General features: G+C 53.0%; 14 protein-coding genes. 8 read left to right on the top strand and 6 right to left on the bottom strand.

Going from position 1 to position 19,490, the window contains the following annotated elements:
* Window positions 1-71 precede the first annotated feature (71 nt).
* Window positions 72-2,363 carry a toxin-antitoxin system YwqK family antitoxin gene (locus CBE72_RS16875; RefSeq protein ID WP_308419688.1) on the top strand — a complete coding sequence of 764 codons (2,292 nt, stop codon included), beginning with the start codon at window positions 72-74 and terminating at the stop codon, window positions 2,361-2,363.
* 307 nt (window positions 2,364-2,670) lie between these two features.
* On the opposite strand, the gene grpE is transcribed toward CBE72_RS16875, so the two are convergent.
* The gene (gene grpE / locus CBE72_RS16870; RefSeq protein ID WP_100145218.1) at window positions 2,671-3,288 is read right to left on the bottom strand and encodes a nucleotide exchange factor GrpE; all 618 of its coding nucleotides are present in this window, start codon (window positions 3,286-3,288) and stop codon (window positions 2,671-2,673) included.
* Between the two features lie 94 nt (window positions 3,289-3,382).
* On the opposite strand from grpE, the gene nadK reads away from it, so the two are divergent.
* The 6 genes from nadK (at window position 3,383) to CBE72_RS16840 (ending at window position 12,461) form a co-directional block, all read left to right on the top strand.
* Window positions 3,383-4,261, top strand: a complete 879-nt coding sequence (nadK, locus tag CBE72_RS16865; protein WP_100145216.1) for an NAD(+) kinase — start codon at window positions 3,383-3,385, stop codon at window positions 4,259-4,261.
* A gap of 652 nt (window positions 4,262-4,913) precedes the next feature.
* Entirely contained in the window at window positions 4,914-6,560 is a 1,647-nt protein-coding gene (locus CBE72_RS16860; protein WP_100145214.1) for an L-lactate permease, read from the top strand.
* Between the two features lie 79 nt (window positions 6,561-6,639).
* Entirely contained in the window at window positions 6,640-9,444 is a 2,805-nt protein-coding gene (locus CBE72_RS16855) for an FAD-binding and (Fe-S)-binding domain-containing protein (protein WP_100145212.1), read from the top strand.
* Window positions 9,445-9,756: 312 nt separating this feature from the next.
* Window positions 9,757-10,500, top strand: coding sequence for a (Fe-S)-binding protein (locus CBE72_RS16850; RefSeq protein ID WP_100145210.1), 744 nt, complete (start codon window positions 9,757-9,759; stop codon window positions 10,498-10,500).
* A gap of 10 nt (window positions 10,501-10,510) precedes the next feature.
* Window positions 10,511-11,887, top strand: coding sequence for a lactate utilization protein B (locus tag CBE72_RS16845; RefSeq protein ID WP_100145208.1), 1,377 nt, complete (start codon window positions 10,511-10,513; stop codon window positions 11,885-11,887).
* A gap of 4 nt (window positions 11,888-11,891) precedes the next feature.
* Window positions 11,892-12,461, top strand: coding sequence for a LutC/YkgG family protein (locus CBE72_RS16840; protein WP_100145206.1), 570 nt, complete (start codon window positions 11,892-11,894; stop codon window positions 12,459-12,461).
* A 90-nt stretch (window positions 12,462-12,551) separates the two neighbouring features.
* On the opposite strand, the gene CBE72_RS16835 is transcribed toward CBE72_RS16840, so the two are convergent.
* From CBE72_RS16835 to CBE72_RS16815, 5 genes are all read right to left on the bottom strand, one after another.
* Window positions 12,552-13,184 carry a transglycosylase SLT domain-containing protein gene (locus CBE72_RS16835; RefSeq protein WP_373289268.1) on the bottom strand — a complete coding sequence of 211 codons (633 nt, stop codon included), beginning with the start codon at window positions 13,182-13,184 and terminating at the stop codon, window positions 12,552-12,554.
* Window positions 13,185-13,287: 103 nt separating this feature from the next.
* On the bottom strand, window positions 13,288-13,713 hold the full coding sequence (locus tag CBE72_RS16830) for a hypothetical protein (RefSeq protein ID WP_100145204.1): 426 nt from the start codon (window positions 13,711-13,713) through the stop codon (window positions 13,288-13,290).
* Window positions 13,710-15,275, bottom strand: coding sequence for a glutamate--cysteine ligase (gene gshA / locus CBE72_RS16825; RefSeq protein ID WP_100145202.1), 1,566 nt, complete (start codon window positions 15,273-15,275; stop codon window positions 13,710-13,712). Before gshA ends, CBE72_RS16830 begins: the two co-directional genes overlap by 4 nt.
* Window positions 15,276-15,575: 300 nt before the next feature.
* Entirely contained in the window at window positions 15,576-18,431 is a 2,856-nt protein-coding gene (locus tag CBE72_RS16820) for a M16 family metallopeptidase (protein WP_100145200.1), read from the bottom strand.
* Between the two features lie 38 nt (window positions 18,432-18,469).
* A complete protein-coding gene (locus tag CBE72_RS16815) occupies window positions 18,470-18,895 on the bottom strand; it encodes a YqaA family protein (protein WP_071477249.1) in 426 nt (141 codons plus the stop codon).
* Between the two features lie 291 nt (window positions 18,896-19,186).
* On the opposite strand from CBE72_RS16815, the gene CBE72_RS20265 reads away from it, so the two are divergent.
* Complete coding sequence (locus CBE72_RS20265) at window positions 19,187-19,354, top strand: hypothetical protein (protein WP_167387693.1); 168 nt, start codon at window positions 19,187-19,189, stop codon at window positions 19,352-19,354.
* The last annotated feature ends 136 nt before the right edge of the window (window positions 19,355-19,490 follow it).

Below are 19,490 nucleotides of genomic sequence, written 5' to 3'. Positions count from 1 at the left end.
AACCTGGATCCCAATGACGGGATTGCTGCAGTAGGTAACAAGGAGAACCGATGCACAAACATCTCACCATCATGGCCATGCTGGCCGCTGCCACAATACAACCGGCGCTGCAACAGGCGCAGGCCGCACAAAACCTCTCGTCTTTAATGGTGGAAGTCCGGCAGCAAGATGGTATCCCCCATTATTACAATCTGGCCAGTGGCATGCCCCTCAATGGTGAGATCTCCATCGTTCGCGATAACCAAGGTTATACCCAAGCGACTTTCTCTCAAGGATTACCCAATGGCCGCTGGCAGGTATTTCACAGCAACAATGCCAAATTGATTGAGGGCCAGTATTTCCAGGGTTATCAGAATGGCAGCTGGCGCATGTATGACCTCAGCGGCCAGATGACCGAATTACAGGTGTTCAACAAGGGCGTGCCGGAAGGGGAATGGCAAACCTTCGACAGCAATGGCCGCCTCAATGAAAGCGTATTCTACCGCAGCGGCAACAAAGAGCTGGTCAAGCGCTTCTACGCCAGCGGTAAACTCAAGGCCAGCGAAACCTATACCGATAACCTGCGCCATGGTCAGTGGCAGAGCTTCTATGAAAATGGCACCCTGGCCCAAAGCCAGCAATATGCCAACAACCAACTCTTTGGCGAGTATCTGGAACAAAACAACCAGGGCGTCATCAAGATCAAGGGCAAATTCGATGCCAATGGCCAACGTCAGGGCGTCTGGCAGAGCTTTTTTGATGATGGCAGTAAAGAGAGCGAAACCCGTTTCAGCGCCGGAGAACGGGACGGCGAAAGCTTGAAATATCACCCCGGCGGTGAACTGGCGGTCAAATGTGCTTACCGCGCAGGTAAACGCCAGGGCCAATGCCAAACCTTCGACAATAAAGGCGTGCTGCTGGGCAATGAACTCTTCAGTGACGGCGAAAAAGATGGCCACCAGGAGTACTTCAACAGTGAAGGCAAGCTGGTCATAGAGCAGCATTACAAAAATGGCCTGCAAACCGGTATACAGAAACGTTTTCATCCCAATGGCCAGTTGGCCGAGCTGGAAACCTTCCACGACAGCCAATTGAGCGACAACGGTCAATATCCCCGCCATGGCAAGTATGAACGTTTCGATATCGACGGCAACCCACTGGAAAAGTCCCAGTTCGCCATGGGCCTGCTGGATGGCTTATATCAGCATTTCAGCGCCGGCGTGTTGCAAGAGTCCAGCCAATGGCAACAGGGAAAACGTCACGGCGACTTTATCCGTTACTTCCCGAACGGGGAAAAACGCAGCCTGTTGCAATATCAGCATGATAAGCAAACCGGAAAGTCCATCCGCTACTTTGAAGATGGCACAGTGCAAGAACAGGGCGAAGTCATAGACGGCAAGTGGGTCGGCAAATATGAGAGCTTCTACGACAATGGCAAGCCCAGGGAGTTGGCCCACTATGCCAAAGACAAGGCCGCCAAGGATTATCGTTATCCGCTCGATGGTGCCTTCAAGCGCTGGTACGCCAACGGCGATCCCAATGAGGAAGGCGCATATCTCAACGGCGACAAGGACGGGCTCTGGATTCAGTATCGCGAAGGGGTCAAGAGCCGGGAGCAGACCTTTGTCAAAGGCAAACTCAATGGCCAATATGCCGAGTATTACCATGGCCGCCGCCGGGTTACTGGAGAATACCTGGACAACAAGAAGACAGGTACCTGGATAGACTACCGCTACGAAGAGGACGATCCTACCTTCGGCACCATCCCCGAGGGCAATATTAGGATCAAGAGCCTGTGGCAGCAGGGTAAGTTGCATGGTGCACGTGAGCATTACAGCTTCAAGGGCATCCTTTATCGCAAGGAAACCTATGCCAATGGCGACAAGACCGGCAGCTACAGCGAGTACTATGTCGACAATGGGCAGCAGAAACTGGCCGGCGAGTTGTTAAAAGGGGCCAAAAACGGCCAGTGGCAAAGCTGGTTTGAAGATGGCATGCTCGCCGCCAGTCAGGAATTCAAGGACGATGTACTGCACGGCAAGTCTGAGCAGTACTACAGTAACGGCCAGTTGAAACTGCAGGCCAACTACTGGCAGGGAAAACTCGATGGCAAACTGAGCCAGTACTTCCAAAATGGCAAACCACAGAGCCATGAACAGTGGCTCAAGGGCCAGAAAGAGGGTGAAGCCAGTTACTTCCACAACAACGGCAAGCTGGCCGAGAAAGGCACCTTCCTCAGGGACAGAAAAGAGGGGCTGTGGCAGACCTTCTGGACCAATGGCGAAAAACGTACCGAAGGCAGCTATATCAGCAATCGTGAATCTGGCGACTGGAACTTCTACGATCAGTTCGGCAAGCTGATAAAGACAGAGCATCACGGCTAAGCTAGTACAGTTAAACGCCCGTGATTGAGCAGATAGCCATTCGCTGCAACGCGAGTGGCATTTTGACGTTTCCATGTCACTACTGTTTGATTGGTTCGCAGGTCTTTTGCCGCTGAGCCCCGATTCAGCACTCGAAGTCGATGACAATTCAACGACGATATTTAGCCAATCCAATATAGTCACCGCCAGGCGAGATAACTCACATATAAAAAATCAGCCGTAACTCGAGTTACGGCTGATTTTCGAGCCGGGAAAAACTCCGCGGCGATATCAAACTGACATAGAGCCTAGATATCAAGCTTAAGAATCAAGCTTGAGTATCGATGCCTTCACCGCCCTTGGACACCATTACCATGGCGGGACGCAACAGACGTTCGTTGAGCTGATAGCCCTTCTGCATCACCAGCATTACAGTATTGGCCGGAAACTCGGCGCTTGGCTGCATGCCAATGGCCTGATGCTGCTCAGGGTTAAAGGCTTCACCCATAGGATCTAGCTGCTTGACACCGAACTTCTCAACCGCAGATAGGAAGCTCTTCAGTGTCAGTTCAACCCCTTCAAACAAAGGCTTGGTGGCTTCATCGGCCTTGTCGGCACCCACCAGAGCACGCTCCATGTTATCGATCACCGGCAGCAGCTCATTGCTGAACTTTTCCAGCGCAAACTTATGCGCCTTCTCTACATCCTGCGCCGCGCGGCGACGAATGTTTTCAACTTCAGCAGCGGCTCGGATAACAGAATCCTTCTGCTCCTGAACTGTCGCCTGCGCGTCAGATAAAGCCTGCTCCAGCTCCTCAATACGGAAATTCGCCTGAGTCAGCTCGTCGATAATGCCGCCTTCCTCAGCTACGCCCTCAGTGGTTTCAACCTGTTCAACCACTTCTTCGACCTGTTCCTGCTCTGCTTTAAATGACTCTTTGTTCATTTCTACTCCAGCTAAAAATGCTTTGTTTCTGCATACTCTGGGCATATTATGGGGATCAAATTGACCGTTTCAACCCCCAGAGTTCCCAAAATCTATGTCCACTGAGTTTCATACTATAGGCCTGATAGGAAAACCCCACCATCAGGGGACCAACCTGACCCTCAAGCGCCTGCATCACTGGCTGAAAATGCAAGGTTATGATGTCTTGGTGGAAGAGCGAGTCGCGGCCGAGCTCGGAAAAGATGTTCGAGCCGTGGATCTACTTGAAATTGGTGAACATTGCGATCTGGCGATAGTCGTTGGTGGTGATGGCAATATGCTGGGTGCGGCTCGGGTATTGGCACGCTTCGATCTCGGCGTTATCGGCGTCAACCGCGGCAATCTGGGCTTTTTAACCGATCTGCCTCCGGATGCCTTTGAAGAGTCTCTGGCCAAGGTACTGGATGGAGAGTTTGATACTGAACACAGATTTCTGCTGGAGGCCGAGGTGTATCGCCATGGCGAAGTGAAGGCCAGCAATACCGCCGTCAACGAAGCCGTGCTGCACCCTGGCAAGATTGCCCATATGATCGAGTTTGAGGTCTATATCGACAACCATTTCATGTACAGCCAGCGTGCCGATGGCATGATAGTGTCGACCCCGACCGGCTCAACCGCCTATTCACTGTCGGCCGGCGGTGCGATACTGACCCCCAACCTAGAAGCGCTGATCTTGGTGCCCATGTTTCCCCATACCCTCTCCTGTCGTCCCATAGTGGTCGATGCTTCCAGCACCATCAAACTGGTGGTGTCACCGGAAAACGGCGAAAACCTGGAAGTGAGTTGTGATGGTCATGTCACCTTATCTGTGATGCCGGGCGATGAAATCTTGCTGAAACGCAGTCAGGAACGACTCAAACTGATCCATCCGAAGGGACACAACTACTTTCACGTATTGCGCAACAAACTGGGCTGGGGAAGTAAACTTTTCTGACCTCACCCCCCAAAGCCTTTTACTGCCGAATAACAAACCCACACCAATCCAAGCACCTTCTCCCGAAAGGTGCTTTTTGTTATTTGATTTCAGAAAAATGTAAAACAGCCACCGCGTGACCCAGGTCACAAAACGCCACCCCGTAAAAAACAGTGAGCCAAGTCACTGACAAAATAAAGGTCTAAAATAAATTATCTAGTTGATTTACATGCAAATAATTTAAATAAGACACAATCCAAAAGTCACCAAATGCCAATAGATGTGACATTGATCACGCTATAATTTTCAATAGTACGCCTAGATTTCAATCATAAATGAAATAACAGGATCACTTTATTACCGTTTCGAGTAAAACAAGGCCATAATCCCGGGCCTAGGGGGCTATTTTTCCACCTCATCCGCTCAAGTGCCAGAAAATAATCAATTCAACAGTGATCTTGATCACATTAAACTTTGCAACAACACAGGGGCGGTTCTCATAACCAAAAACTAAACTGAGATACAAATAGCAAGATGATCCAGATCATTTTGGTTCGGGGTAAATTAATCATGATAAGCACGCAAAACTACAAAAATGGGAAAGGCGACAGCACTTTCTCAACACCACAATAAGCACAAGCAACATATGAAATTTTGAAATGATGAGGCAACCATGACATTTCTACAGTTACTCGCAAGCCTAACCCCCGTGATCAGCGTCATGCTGTTCCTGGTATTGCTCCGAATGCCCGCATCCAGAGCCATGCCTATCTCCATGGTGATCACCGCCCTGGCAGCCGTTTTTATCTGGCAGATGGACACCACTCTGCTGGCCGCCTCGGTGGTTGAAGGTTTGCTGTCGGCAATTACCCCTTTGACCATCATCTTCGGTGCGGTATTCCTGCTCAACACCCTGAAATACTCGGGAGCCATGGATACCATTCGCGCCGGATTTACCAATATCAGCGCAGACGCCCGGGTTCAGGTGATTATCATCTGTTGGCTGTTCGGCTCTTTTATTGAAGGCTCTGCCGGTTTTGGTACACCCGCCGCCATCGGTGCTCCACTGCTGGTGCTCTTGGGTATTCCGCCGGTCGCCGCCGCCGTGGTTGCGCTGATCGCCGACTCAACGTCAGTGTCTTTCGGCGCCATTGGTCTGCCGGTGCTCTTTGGTATGGAGCAGGGGCTGCTCGAAGGCGGTACCAGCATGGCTGCAGCGCAAATTGCCGAACATGGCGGTCACTTCAGTGATTATGCTCAGTTCATTGCTATGCATATGATCACCATAGATCTGATAACAGGTACGCTGATCCCCTTGGTGATGGTGTCTGTACTGACAGGCTTCTTCGGCCGCAACAAGTCCTTCAAGGAAGGCTTTGCCATCTGGAAATTCGCCCTGTTCGCCGGTATGGCCTTTACCATCCCAGCCTGGCTGATCAACTTCTTTGCCGGCCCGGAATTCCCTTCAGTGATTGGCGCGCTGGTCGGCATGGCACTGGTTATCCCGGTTGCCCGCAAAGGCTGGTTACTGCCGAAAACACCTTGGAATGACTTTGCCGAAAACGACAAAGAGGGTGACACGGCTCAAGTGGAAACTAAGGCACGTTTCTCTCAGTTGGCCGCCTGGACGCCCTACCTGATCATGGCCGGTCTCTTGGTGCTTTCACGCGTGGTACAGCCACTGAAAGTCTGGCTGAACAGCTTCAACATCAGCTGGACCGGCTTGCTGGGCACCGAGCTCAAAGCCGGATTTGCCACCTTCTTTGCACCGGGGGCCTTCTTTGTTGCCGTGTGTATTCTGGGCTTCTTCCTGTTCAGAATGAACTCCAAGGCCATTAAGGAATCGGTCACGGTTTCCTGCAAATCCATGGTGCCAACCATTATCTCCTTGGGCGCCTCTGTGCCTATGGTGAAAATCTTCCTCAACTCAGGCACTAACAGTGCCGGTCTGCAATCCATGCCGGTTGCGCTGGCCGATATGCTGGCCGGAAGCCTCGGCAGTGTTTGGGCCTGGATTTCCCCGATAGTCGGTATTTTCGGTGCATTCCTGTCGGGTTCGGCCACCTTCTCCAACATGATGTTCTCCGGCCTGCAGTACAGTGTGGCCGATAACATCGGGGCCAACCATGCACTTATCCTGGCACTACAGGGGATTGGTGCCAACGCCGGTAACATGATGTGTGTAATGAACGTGGTCGCGGCAGCAACTGTGGTCGGTATGGCAGGTCGCGAATCTGAAATCATCCGCAAGACTATGCCTGTGGCGCTTGGTTATGCCTTAGTGGCCGGCACCCTGGCGGTGATCTGGGGCGGGTTCTAAAACAATAATAATCCTTGAATAAGGCAGTCGCCGCCGGCGCTGCCTTTATTTCCAAATTCTATGTGTAGAGAAATGTCTTATGTCTATCAACTATGAAGCCGTGATCCGCGATCTGCGCAAGCAGGTGGGAGAAGCCGCCGTCAGTGACGATCCTGTACGCCGTTTTGCCTGGTCAACCGATGCCAGCTATTTCCGAATAGTGCCCGAAGTGGTGGTACATGCCGAAGATCTGGAGCAGGTAAAACGTACTCTAGCGGTGGCCAGAAGTTATGGCGCTCCAGTGACTTTCCGCGCCGCGGGTACCAGTCTGTCGGGTCAGGCCATAGGTGAAGGCATCTTGCTTATCCTGGGATTCGACGGTTTCCGCACCCTGGAGATCAGTGAAGACAACAACAAGGTCACCCTGGGGGCTGCAGTTATTGGCGCCGATGCCAACGCCGCCCTCAAACCCTTGAATAAAAAAATTGGTCCGGATCCTGCCACACTGGCTTCGGCCATGGTGGGTGGTATCGTCTCCAACAACGCTTCCGGTATGTGCTGCGGTACGGCTCAAAACAGCTACCAAACTATTTCGTCTGTCAAACTGTTGCTGGCCGATGGCACTGAGCTGGATACCGGCAGCGAAGAGTCCAGAGAAGCCTTCCGTCAGTCACACCCCGAGCTGCTCCAAGCGTTGGTAGACTTAGGTGCTATGGCCCGCGGTAATGAGACTCTGGCAGCGCGAATTCGCAAAAAATTCGCTATCAAAAATACCACAGGGTATAGCCTCAACGCCCTGGTGGATTTCGAAGATCCCTTCGATATCATCAACCACATCATAGTCGGCGCCGAAGGTACCCTGGCGTTTGTTAACGAAGTCACCTATCACACAGTGGACGAGGCCAAATTCAAGGCCTCTGCCATGGCGGTATTCTTCAATATGGAGGATGCTGCCCGGGCAATCCCTCCTATTCAGGGCGAAAGCGTGGCCGCAGCCGAACTGCTGGACTGGGCCTCCATCAAGGCGGTTACCGGCAAGAAAGGTATGCCGGATTGGCTGACTGAATTGCCGGAAGGCGCTGCGATTTTGCTGATAGAATCCCGTGCCAACGATGATGAGACTCTGGAGCGTTATACCCAGGATGTGATTGCCAAGCTTTCACATATTGAGACCGAGCGCCCCATCTGCTTCAGCCGCGACCCAGCCGTATACGGTCAATACTGGGCGATGCGCTCAGGCCTGTTCCCCATTATCGGTGGCGAGCGCCCCAAGGGCACTTCGGTGATCATCGAAGACGTGGCGTTCCGGGTTGAAAACCTCGCCAGTGCTGCCCACGATCTGACCGAACTGTTCCATAAGCACGGCTATCCTGAAGGGGTGATCTATGGCCATGCACTGGCCGGTAACTTCCACTTTATCATCACCCCTAAATTTGCTTCCCAGGCCGATATCGAGCAGTTCCATCAATTTATGGAAGCGGTCGCCGATATGGTGATCAACAAGTATGACGGCTCCATGAAGGCCGAGCACGGCACCGGCCGCGCCGTAGCACCTTTTGTGGAGATGGAATGGGGCAGCGATGCCTATACCCTGATGAAGAACATCAAGCAGATCTTCGATCCCGAAGGCCTGCTGAACCCAGGGGTTATCCTTAACGACGACAAACAGGTACACATCAAAAATATCAAACCCTGTCCCGTAGTGGACGATCTGGTAGATAAGTGTATCGAGTGCGGCTTCTGTGAGAAGACCTGCCCCACCTCGGCGCTGAACCTGTCCCCAAGACAACGGATAGCCACCTTGCGTGAAATCGAACGTCTGGAGCAAAGCGGCGATAAAGAAGCCGCCGACAAGATGCGCGCCGCCGCCAAATACGATGTGGTGGATACCTGCGCCGCCTGCCAGCTGTGTACCATTGCCTGCCCGGTAGACAACAGCATGGGTCAACTGGTTCGTAAGCTGCGTACTCCTTACATCACCACCACAGAGCAGAAGGTTCTCGACTTCCAGGCCAAACACTGGGGTACGGTCAACCAAGCGCTTAGCACAGGTTTTGATGTGTTGGGCACAATACACAAGCTCACGGGTACGGGTATCACTTCAGGGCTGATGAACATGGGCCGGGCGATTTCCAAAGAAGTGCCTTACTGGAACCCGGATTTCCCCAAAGGTGGCAAGCTGCCCAAACCATCGGCTCCCAAGGCCAACCAAGAAACCGTGGTCTACTTCGCCGCTTGCGGTGGCCGCACCTTTGGTCCAACACCGCTGGATCCCGATGATCGCACCCTACCTGAAGTGGTCGTGACCTTGCTGGAACGCGCCGGTTATAACGTGATCACACCGGACAATACCCGCAATCTGTGCTGTGGCCAGATGTGGGAATCCAAAGGGGATTTCAAGAATGCCGATATGAAGCGCGATGAGCTTATCGAGGCGGTCAGCGCCATGACCGAGGGCGGCAAGCTGCCTGTAGTCGTCGATGCCCTGTCCTGCACCTACCGCGCTCTTTCCGGCAATCCCAAGGTTGAGCTGCTGGATCTGGTCGAATTCCTGCACGACAAGGTGTTACCCAAACTCACCCTCACCAAGAAGGTCAATGTGGCACTGCACCTGGGTTGTTCGGCGCGTAAGATGAAGCTGGAACCCAAGATGCAAGCCATCGCCGATGCCTGTTCCGACAAGGTGCTGCGCCCGGCCGGTGTCGACTGTTGTGGTTATGCCGGTGAGAAAGGTCTCTACAAACCTGAGATCAACGCCTCGGCGCTGCGTAACATCAAGAAACTCATTCCCACCGACTTTAAGGAAGGCTACTACGCCAACCGTATGTGTGAAGTGGGCCTGAGCCACCACAGTGGCATTTCCTACCGCCACTTGGCCTATCTGCTGGAAGAGTGCAGCCGCTGATAACGGTCAGAGGGAGCCTATGTCTCCCTCTTTTTTCATCTGTGTTAGTAAACAGAAATGCGTTCGGATTAACGAACAAACTAAATGACAAAAAACCAATTAACATCAAGTGGTTACAATTTTTCCATTTTTGCAAAAAAGATTTTAATCATTTACTGAATTAGCACTATTTATTGTGTGGTTATAAGCTTATATTCAAACATATTTACCCTGTGTCAGATGGTGTTTACACAAAGAGTCAGAAACAAGCTGACCACATCGGACATAGATAATGTCGGTTAACGCAAGCAACATCCAATTAGGAAACACCAAATGAAGATAGCCTTGTTTATTCCCTGTCTGGTCAACCAGATGCTGCCGGATGTGGCCATTGCCACCTTGGAACTGCTGGAAAAACTGGGGCACCAGGTGATTTTACCTGAAGGCCAAACCTGCTGTGGTCAACCCATGACCAACTCGGGTTGTTTTGACGAAGCCCGCAAGACCACTATGAAGCTGCTCAATGCATTCAAGGGTGTCGAATGTGACGCTATCGTCTGTCCAGCTGCTTCCTGCCTGGTAGCAGCCAAAGAAAACTTCCACGAGTTTGATGACAGCCCTGAAGCCGCGGCCGTGATTGCCAAGCTCTATGAGTTGACCGAATTCCTGCATGATGTCGCTCCGGTCGAGAGCTTCCCTAAAGCCTTCCCGCACAAGGTGAGCCTGCAGCTGAGCTGCCACGGTATCCGTATGTTGGATCTGGCGACCCCAAGCGAATACATGGGCCCACGTTACAACAAGATGGAAGCCCTGCTGAAGCGTATCCCCGGTATTGAGATCACCTACCCGGAACGCTACGACGAATGCTGCGGCTTCGGTGGTACTTTTGCAGTGGATGAAGGCGCGGTGTCAGCCAAGATGGGCAAAGACAAGGCTCACGCTCACGCAGATACCGGCGCCGACTTTATTGTTGGCTTCGATCCATCCTGTCTGATGCATCTGGATGGTACTGTCCGCCGTCAAAAACTGCCGATAGAAACCCGCCACCTGGCACAGATCCTCAACGCTGCCATTTAGGGAGATAGTTATGTCACAGACACAAGGGGCGAATGTCCACGCCAACCAGGCAGAGATCTTCTGCCGCGATGAGTCCAGGGTCGATTGGCATTCCAAAGCTCTATGGGTGCTGCGGGAAAAGCGTGACCGCGCTGCCGGCAGCCTGCCTGAATGGGAACAGCTGAGGGATCTGGGTTCGGCTATTAAGCTGCACACTCTGACTAATCTGGCTAAATATCTAGAAGAGTTCGAAGCCAACTGTATCCAGAACGGGATTCAGGTGCACTGGGCTAAAGATGGTGCCGAGCACAACCGTATCGTGCATGAGATTCTGGCCAGCCACCAGGTGAAGAAACTGGTGAAATCCAAATCCATGCTCACCGAAGAGTGTCACCTTAACCCCTTCCTCGAAAGCAAGGGCATAGAGGTCATAGACACAGACTTGGGTGAACGCATCATTCAGCTGAAAAAACAGCCACCTTCACATATCGTGGTCCCCGCCATTCACCTCAAGAAAGAGGAAGTGGGCGACCTGTTCCATGAAAAACTAGGTACCGAAGCCGGCGCCAGCGATCCAACCTATTTGACCCGTGCCGCCCGTGCCCATCTGCGAGAGCAATTCCTCAGTGCCGATGCGGCCATGACAGGGGTTAACATGGCCATCGCCGACAAGGGTGCAGTGGTTGTCTGTACCAACGAAGGTAACGCCGACATGGGCTGTAACCTGCCTAAGCTGCAGCTGCACTCCATGGGGATAGACAAGCTGGTACCATCGGTAGAAAGCGCCGCCGTTTACCTGCGTACTCTGGCCCGCAACGCCACCGGCCAGCCGGTAACCACTTACTCCAGCTTCTACCGCGGTCCTCAGGCCGGTGGTGAGATGCACGTCATCATTGTGGACAACGGCCGCACCGAGATGCTCAAGGACAAGATCCTGGCCGAGTCGCTCAAGTGTATTCGCTGTGGTGGCTGTCTGAACACCTGCCCAGTGTATCGTCGCAGCGGTGGTTACAGCTACAACTACACCATTCCAGGCCCAATCGGCATCGCCGTTGGCGCCCAGCACGATGACACCAACTCCATCGCCTGGGCTTGTACCCTGTGCGGCTCTTGCTCCTACGTGTGCCCTACCAAGGTGCCATTGGACAAGATCATCTTCCGTCATCGTCGCCTCAAGGCCGAGTCGGGTCAACTGCCTTATGGTAAAGGCGGTTATATGCCATTAGTCGGCAAGTTTATGGCCAGCACCACTATGCTGAACTGCTCCATGAGCATGGCAAGACTGGGCTTGAGAATACTGCCCGGCAGCCTGCTCAAGCCATTCTCTGGCGCTTGGGGTAAATACCGTGAACTGCCCAAGGCACCCGCCTCCAGTTTCGAGGCCTGGTTCAAGAAAAACAGGAGCTAATTAGATGTCCAGCAAATCTTTTATTTTGGATGCCCTCAAGTCCTGTGCACTTGAAGGACACGATATGCCCGCCATAGATGTGGCCCCTCGACTGGACGACCTGATTGGCCAGTTTGAAACCAACCTGGGAACCGTTGCCGGCAAGCTGCATAAACGCGGTGGTTTTGCCGAGCTGCAACAACAGGTCGATGCGCTGATTGCCGAAGGCAAGCAGATTATCTCTCAAGTGGAAGGGGTTAGTGGTAACCGTGAAGTCCCTGAAGACAGCCATGATCTGCGTGATATCGACTATGCCGTGATCAAGGGCCAAGTGGGTGTTGCCGAAAACGGTGCCATCTGGGTCAGTCAGAAGTCTCTGTCCCACAGGATCACGCCCTTTATCTGTGAAAACCTGTTTCTGGTATTGGAAGCCGATGCCATTGTCGCCAACATGCACGAAGCGGCCGACAAGATCATGCTGGACTCGGGTGAGTTTGGGGTGTTTATCGCCGGTCCGTCCAAGACGGCAGACATCGAGCAAGCACTGGTAGTAGGTGCCCATGGCGCCTGTAGCCTGAACGTTTACCTGATCTAGTATTTAGATTAGAAACGCATTCAATGCCACTCGCTCTGTAGCGAGTGGCATTTTTTTATGCGCGTATTTGACACGATTTATTGCCTGCGCTTAGTCGAAAAACAGCCGCCAAAGCCAAGAGGCGTCCAGATCTTCCTTGCATTGATTATATTGCGCCGCATAACGGCGGGAGCGATTGTCCACCTTGTCGGCCACCCTTACCAACCAAGCCTTGCTGCGGTAACTGCCGCGTTTGTAACCGCCCCAGCCTTCGTGATAATTGAGATACTGGTTGCGGGCGTCCCACTTGGACACACCATTGATCTTATGGCTCTTATAGATAAACCAGCCCATAAAATCCATTGCATCATCAAAATCGCTGCGACTGGCCCAGCTGTTACCGGTCTCACGCACATAATCATCCCAGGTCATGGTCTTGGCCTGGGCATAACCATAAGCATCACTGGCGCGTCCTATGGGAATGATCCACAAGAAATACTCCATAGGTGGCGCCGCATCATGCTTGAAGGAGCTCTCCTGATACATCATGGCCAAGGGCACATGCACGGGAACGCCCCATTTTTCGCGGGCATCCTTGGCGGCGTTGTACCAAGATCTGTGCTCTTTGAAGATGGCGCAGATATTATCGGGATCTTTGGGAGGCGAAGTGGCGCAGCCGCCCAAAAACAGGGAGGCGGTAATGGCGAGCACCGGGAAAAATTTGGATAACAACTGTTGCTTCACGAAAATCTCACAGTTTTCAAAGGCCAGGCCTTGGGTTGAACTTGGGCTCAGTGTCGCCCGAGTCAAACATCAAATGCAACCTGAGCCTCTGAAAAAGTGAGCTCTATTGCGGCTCAGGCAACTCACACTCGTGTGCTTCCTGTTGCCAGACCACAGGTTCCCAGTAACCGGTATCCTTGCCGGTATAGCGCCTGTCGGTATTGAACTTGGCCGCCAGGTGATAACGTTGTCCGGCTTCCACCAGCAACTTCAGTTCCTTGGGCGTGCGAGCCGACAGCCGTACCTTGAGCTCAGGTGAATCTATCAGCTCAGAGACGGTAAAGCTGTGCTCCCCCGGCGGCAACTGATAGTTGGGTTTGGAGATCACAGGTTGGCCATCGAGATGAGTGACCACCAAGCGGTAGAACTGCTGCTCCCGATCCGGCTCCAGATAACCTGAAACCGTACCACATTCGCGCCCGGGCTCGGGAGCACTGGCGCAGGCCGACAACAACACTGCTGCGGCCGAGATTAACAACAAAGACTTCACTGACTGACTGCTTCCTTGGCTGGCTCATTGGCAAAGTACTGAACCAGAAAATCATCAAAATTCAAACGATCCGCGGCTTCCATCTGCAATTGACTCTCGATGGAGGCCTGGGCTTCGGCTTCAAAGGAAGCCAGCGTTGCGGCACTCAACGGGTAATCCAGCAGTTGCTGCTGATATTCTTTCGCCAATGCCATCACCCAGGCGCCGTGATCCAGCCCCTTATCCGCCAAGGTCTTCATCACCTGCCCAGACAGCGTCTCATTCGGGTCGATAACGGCTTGATGCCACTTGGCCAGTGCCAGCTGATACTGGTCATCATCCTTTCCATCGAGCAGCTCGGCCAGTTGCTGCAGCTCGGCAAACAGTGCCAGCATCCACTGCTCACGCGCCACAGGCTCGCCGTTTTGGCTCAGCATCAAGCCGGGCTTACGCCCTTCCAACACCACGGCCTTGAGGTTGGCGGCTATCTCTTGTTCACCTGCAGCGTCAGTGGTCGCCGATGGACTCAACAGACAATAGAGCAGAAACAGATCCAGGAATCGCACCTGAGAGGCCTCTATGCCTATGGCACTGAAGGGGTTTACATCCAGCGCCCGCACTTCGATATATTCCACCCCGGCTCTTGCCAGCGCCTCGGAGGGTTTTTCACCGCTACGGGTCACCCGCTTGGCGCGAATGGGAGCATAAAACTCATTTTCTATCTGCAACACATTGGCGTTGAGCTGGCGATATTCACCATCGACCTTCACCCCTATGTTGGCAAAGTTGTCGGAAGGCATCTTGATGGCGGCACGGATCCCCTTGAGGTAATCCGCCAGCGAGTTATAGCTGATACTGAGCCGCTCCTGCTCCTTGTTGGTGTAACCCAGGTCGCTCATTCTCAATGAAGTCGCCCAGGGCAGATACAGGGTGCCACGGCCCATCTTTTCAAAATCCAGCTCTGTCTGCTGCTCTTTGATGAAAGAGTGGCACAACGCCGGCGAAGCGCCAAACAGATAAGGCAACACCCACACCAAACGGCGGTAGTTACGGATAAGGCCGAAGTAACGTTCCGAGATAAAATCACAACGGGAAACCGACTTGTCGCTCTGGGCATAGAGTAGATCCCAAAGCTCGTCAGAAACCGAGAAGTTAAAGTGCACTCCTGAGATGATCTGCATCAAGGCGCCGTATCTGTAGGTCAGCCCCTTGCGATAGAGGGTCTTCATCCGTCCCGAGTTGGAACTGCCATATTGGGCAATGGGAATATCCTTCTCATCGCCCACATAGCAAGGCATGCTCACAGGCCAAAGCTGTTGTCCCTTAAGCTGATTGAGGGTAAAAGCATGAGTCTCGGTGAGACCGGTCAGCAGCTCATCTATGCTGTGGGTAACCGGCGTGATGAACTCAAGCAGCGCCTCACTGTAATCGGTAGTGATCCGCGAGTGGGTCAGGGCCGAGCCTAGGGTTTTGGGATGACCATCCATAGCCAGGTGCCCGCTGGCATCAATTCTCAAGGCTTCTCGCTCAATCCCACGGCGCATATCCTTAAGTGCGGCGCGACCTTCGGCTCCTTTGAGCATTGCGACAGATTCGGTAAATGACTTCAAATTCTTGTTCTCTGCTTGACGGCTTAGGCCTTTCTCGGGCCAATAGACCGGGGCATACCTGCTCCGCTTTCATCTCTTGATGATTCAGCATCAAAAGGCACAGGACTGCTCTGTGTGACGGTTGCCCAAAAATAAAGCCTAAGCGACCTTTCAGGCAAGTGTAATTTAAAAGACACAGGCGGTGATGCTCCTCGAAGCATCACCGCCTTGCGTAGTGGCAAGCGAGTCGTAACCCGCCGCGGTTAAGATCAATATGGGGTCAAAGTGGTCGTTTTACAAGGGCAGATTGATCACTGAATAACCCATTGCCTTAATCCCAGGCTCGATAAGATTTTTATCCCCGACCACCAATATTTGCATGCTGGCAGGATCCAACCATTCTTTGGCCAGTTCATTGAGGCTGCCCAGCGTGGCATCATTGATAATCTCATCCTGACGGGCGGTAAAATCATCGCTCAGACCGTACTTCTGGATCATGCGGATAAAGCCGGCCTTTTGGTAAGGCGTTTCATAATCCAGAGCCTTGCCCTGAGAGATGGAGGCCCGCATAAAGCTAAGCTCTTGTGCCGTCATCCCCTTATCATGATAAGCCTTGAGCTCCTTGATAAACTCGGCCAGCGCCTTGTCGGTGACATCGCTGCGAACGCTGGCGCCCGCCTTGAAGTAGCCCTGCTCAATCCCCCCACTGAAGAAGCTACGGGCACCATAGGTGTAGCCCTTGTCTTCCCTGAGGTTAAGGTTGATACGGCTGTTGAAAGCGCCGCCTAAGGGATAGTTCATCAGGTAAGCCTTGAAGAAGTCGCCCGTGGCATCGTAAGGCAGGGCGCGCTTGCCTATGCTGATAACCGACTGGGCTGCTCCCGGCTTATCGATAAGGAATACCACTCCGGGTTTGCCCTCGGGCAGCTCACTCAAGGCCGGCAAAGACACCGCCTGACCGCCCCAAGACTCTAATCCCTTGAGCTTACCGATTAGCTGCTCGCGAGGCAGATCGGTTACCGCCACCAGTTGGGCGTTACCGGCTCGATACTGCTCCTTATAGAAAGCCTTGATATCATCGAGCGTCAGCTGGCTGACACTCTCAAGCGTGCCGTTATCATTGACACCTAGACTGGTCTGGCTGCCAAACAACAACTTACTGAACCCCTCTTCGGCCAGATAGTTGGGATCCGAGGCCAGATGTTGCAGGCTCTGCAACTGTTGCTGTTTTACCCGCTCGAAATCGGCTTCCTTGAAGCCTGGCTCAAACAGCCTTTCTTCGACTATCGCCAGGGTCTTATCCAAGTTTTCGGTCAAGGCCGAGATCCGGATGCTGCTTTGATAACCGCTACTGTCAAACACCACGGAAGATCCCAGCAGCTCCAGCGCCTGGGCCAGTTCTTCACTGCTGCGTTTGGCGCTGGATTCATTGAGCATGGCCGCCGTCAAACCGGCGAGCCCGGCCTTTTCCACCGGCACCAGTCTGTGACCACCGTTGAGGTAGATGACCAGCTCGGTAGTGGGCGTTTCATGGCTTTCAGTGCCCATGACACTGATACCGTTGTTCAGCTGGGCAGACCAAAGCTTGGGCACCTGCATGGAGGGCGCCTTGCCAGCAGCGGGGATCTTACTGCGATCGAAACTGCTGTTGGCACTTACGGCCTGCTGCAACCCGGCAACGGCTTCGGCGGCAACCCTTGGCTCAGGCGGGGTGAAGTTATCGGCCTTGGCCACCAGCGCCTTGGCGCCCATGGGCACCACGCTCATCACCACACTGGGCTTATCCTTGATATAGCGCTTAAATACCCGCATCACATCTTCTTTGGTCACTGCATCATAACGGGCTAAATCTTTGGCTATCTGATTGGGATCACCGGCGAATGTCTGGTTATAGGCCAGGTTGGACACCTTACCCGAGACACTCTGCAGCGAGAAGATACTGTCGGCGCGGAACTGCACCTTGACCTTCTGCAGATCTTCATCTGTGACGCCCCGCTGTTCAAATTCGGCAATCGATTCGCGGATCTTGGCCTCTATCGGCGCCAGTGCTCCGCCCTTGGCCGGATTGGCCAAGGCGTAGATGGACATTTGACAGGCAAGCTCCTGGCAAGGATGACTGACCCCGGCCTGCACCGCATAACCATCTTTCACCAGATTCTTGTAAACCAGCGAGGTCTTGCCGCCTCCGAGAATATTGGCCAGCAGATCCAGCGCAGCCTCATCCTGGTGACGGGCATAAACGGTTGGGAAAGCCATGCGGATGAGTGGCAGATGGACCTTATCTTCCATCGAGATATAGCGGCTCTTGTCCAGCGTTACCAAAGGCTTGGCCTCGTCTGCTACTTCAGGCCCTTTGGGAATATCTCCAAAGTACTTGCTGACCCAGGCCAATGTTTGCGCGGTATCTATATCGCCGCCTATGGTCAGAGTGGCATTGTTGGGGCCATACCAGCGCTGGAAAAAGTGTCTTACATCGTCAGGCGTGGCGCGGTCGAGATCCTCAGGCCAACCGATAACAGGCCAGGAATAGGGATGACCGGCGGGATAAAACGCCTGATTGAAGCGTTCATTCATCCGCCCATAAGGACGGTTATCGATGCGCTGGGCCCGTTCGTTTTTCACGGTTTCCCGCTGCACTTCAAATTTCTTGTCGGTCAGGGCCGGAAGCAGGTAGCCCATGCGATCCGACTCCAGCCAAAGCATTTTTTCCAATTGATTACTGGGAACAGTTTCGAAATAGTTGGTGCGATCTGTGTTGGTGGTGCCATTCAAGGTGCCGCCGGCCTCGGTGACTATCTTGAAATGCTGTTCATCGGCCACATTCGCAGAGCCCTGGAACATCATATGTTCAAACAGATGGGCAAAACCACTGCGTCCGGCCTGCTCTCTGGCCGAGCCCACATGATAGGTCACATCCACATGCACCAGAGGATCAGAATTGTCCTGATGCAGTATCACGGTCAGGCCGTTGGCCAAGCGATACTTGCTGTAAGGGATACCGACTTCACCGGCCTTGGGGGTGACCGACTCGACTAGCGTCACTCCCGCCGGCAGTTGTACCGAGGAAACCTCAGTCAATCCTGTGTCGGTTTGCACTGAGCAACCCGCCAATGCGGCCGAAATTGCCGCCGCCAATAACCATTTCTTCAAAACGTTACTCCTTCAACCAGAAACCAAACTCAAAAAACTCATTGCAGCCACTCTAAAGCCAACAACACAATTATCAAATAGCGCAGGCCCTTGCCTGTCAAAATCATCAGAGTGGATTTTGTAAGAGGAAGTTTCATCCAACCAGCTAAAAGGCACAAAATATCGCCAATAAGCGGCACCCAAGAAAGTAACAAGGCCCAATAACCGTAGCGCTTCAGCAGCGCCAGCGCCTGCTTGTGACGACCACTGTCGAGTTGCTCTGGCGTGACAGCCTTGCGCCCCAAAAGCCCAAGTAGATAGCTGCTCAAGGCCCCCAAGGTGTTGCCTATAGTAGCGCTAAGCAGCAGCGACCATGCCATCTCCGGCTGCTTGTCCAGCAAAGCCAGCAACAAGACTTCCGAGCCTCCAGGCAGCAATGTCGCCGCCAAAAAAGCGCCGCTGAACATCAGCCAGAGTTCCCACATAAGATACCTTCCTGCATACTGCTTGAATCAAAGGCCCGGCCAGGCGGACTTTATAGATAAATGGATAAAAACTGATTTTTTAGTGCTGAAAGATATAAGAAAATGGCGCCCTTGCCCAGCTGAGTCTGCCACTAGAGCCATACTTGTCCCAAGCCAAGAAACTGAGACAGATGTTAATTAAGGTGCTGGCGGATAAAGGCATTGCAGCGAGCAATATTCAAGCATCTGACTGGTACTCCGTGAGTATCCCAGTCTATGATTAAGCCATATCCCTTTGAATAGTGAGCAATCATGGCCCGTCTTTTGTTTCTGCCTATTATCCTGTCCCTATTCTGGATAGCATTTTTACACTTCAATAATGTCCCTTTGGCGCAGGGGAAACGCGGGTTTATTTGGATAATAGGCGTCAGTGGCGCCTTGATAGCCCTGCTGTCACTGGCCATCTGGCTGACGACCTAAGCTTTTGATATGAGCCTTTGAAATGAGTGCTTGAATCGACTCAGAGCGTACCAAAACCCGTTCGTTGCAGATTACCCGCTAGCGAGCCTTAAAACAGATAACCGGCGCGGCCACTGGCTACGCCGGTTATTTTAAC

The organism is Shewanella carassii (assembly GCF_002777975.1).
GTDB classification, from domain to species: Bacteria; Pseudomonadota; Gammaproteobacteria; order Enterobacterales; family Shewanellaceae; genus Shewanella; species Shewanella carassii.
This window is presented reverse-complemented; position numbering and strand designations above follow the sequence as displayed.

What these genes read in the sequence shown, in the direction of transcription:
- CBE72_RS16855 (WP_100145212.1), top strand. Translation starts at nt 6,640, where the DNA reads ATGTCTATCAACTATGAAGCCGTGATCCGCGATCTGCGCAAGCAGGTG.
- nadK (WP_100145216.1), top strand. Translation starts at nt 3,383, where the DNA reads ATGTCCACTGAGTTTCATACTATAGGCCTGATAGGAAAACCCCACCAT.
- grpE (WP_100145218.1), bottom strand. Translation starts at nt 3,288, where the DNA reads ATGAACAAAGAGTCATTTAAAGCAGAGCAGGAACAGGTCGAAGAAGTG.
- CBE72_RS16840 (WP_100145206.1), top strand. Translation starts at nt 11,892, where the DNA reads ATGTCCAGCAAATCTTTTATTTTGGATGCCCTCAAGTCCTGTGCACTT.
- CBE72_RS16815 (WP_071477249.1), bottom strand. Translation starts at nt 18,895, where the DNA reads ATGTGGGAACTCTGGCTGATGTTCAGCGGCGCTTTTTTGGCGGCGACA.
- CBE72_RS16860 (WP_100145214.1), top strand. Translation starts at nt 4,914, where the DNA reads ATGACATTTCTACAGTTACTCGCAAGCCTAACCCCCGTGATCAGCGTC.
- CBE72_RS16845 (WP_100145208.1), top strand. Translation starts at nt 10,511, where the DNA reads ATGTCACAGACACAAGGGGCGAATGTCCACGCCAACCAGGCAGAGATC.
- CBE72_RS16850 (WP_100145210.1), top strand. Translation starts at nt 9,757, where the DNA reads ATGAAGATAGCCTTGTTTATTCCCTGTCTGGTCAACCAGATGCTGCCG.
- CBE72_RS16875 (WP_308419688.1), top strand. Translation starts at nt 72, where the DNA reads ATGGCCATGCTGGCCGCTGCCACAATACAACCGGCGCTGCAACAGGCG.
- CBE72_RS20265 (WP_167387693.1), top strand. Translation starts at nt 19,187, where the DNA reads ATGGCCCGTCTTTTGTTTCTGCCTATTATCCTGTCCCTATTCTGGATA.
- gshA (WP_100145202.1), bottom strand. Translation starts at nt 15,275, where the DNA reads ATGCTCAAAGGAGCCGAAGGTCGCGCCGCACTTAAGGATATGCGCCGT.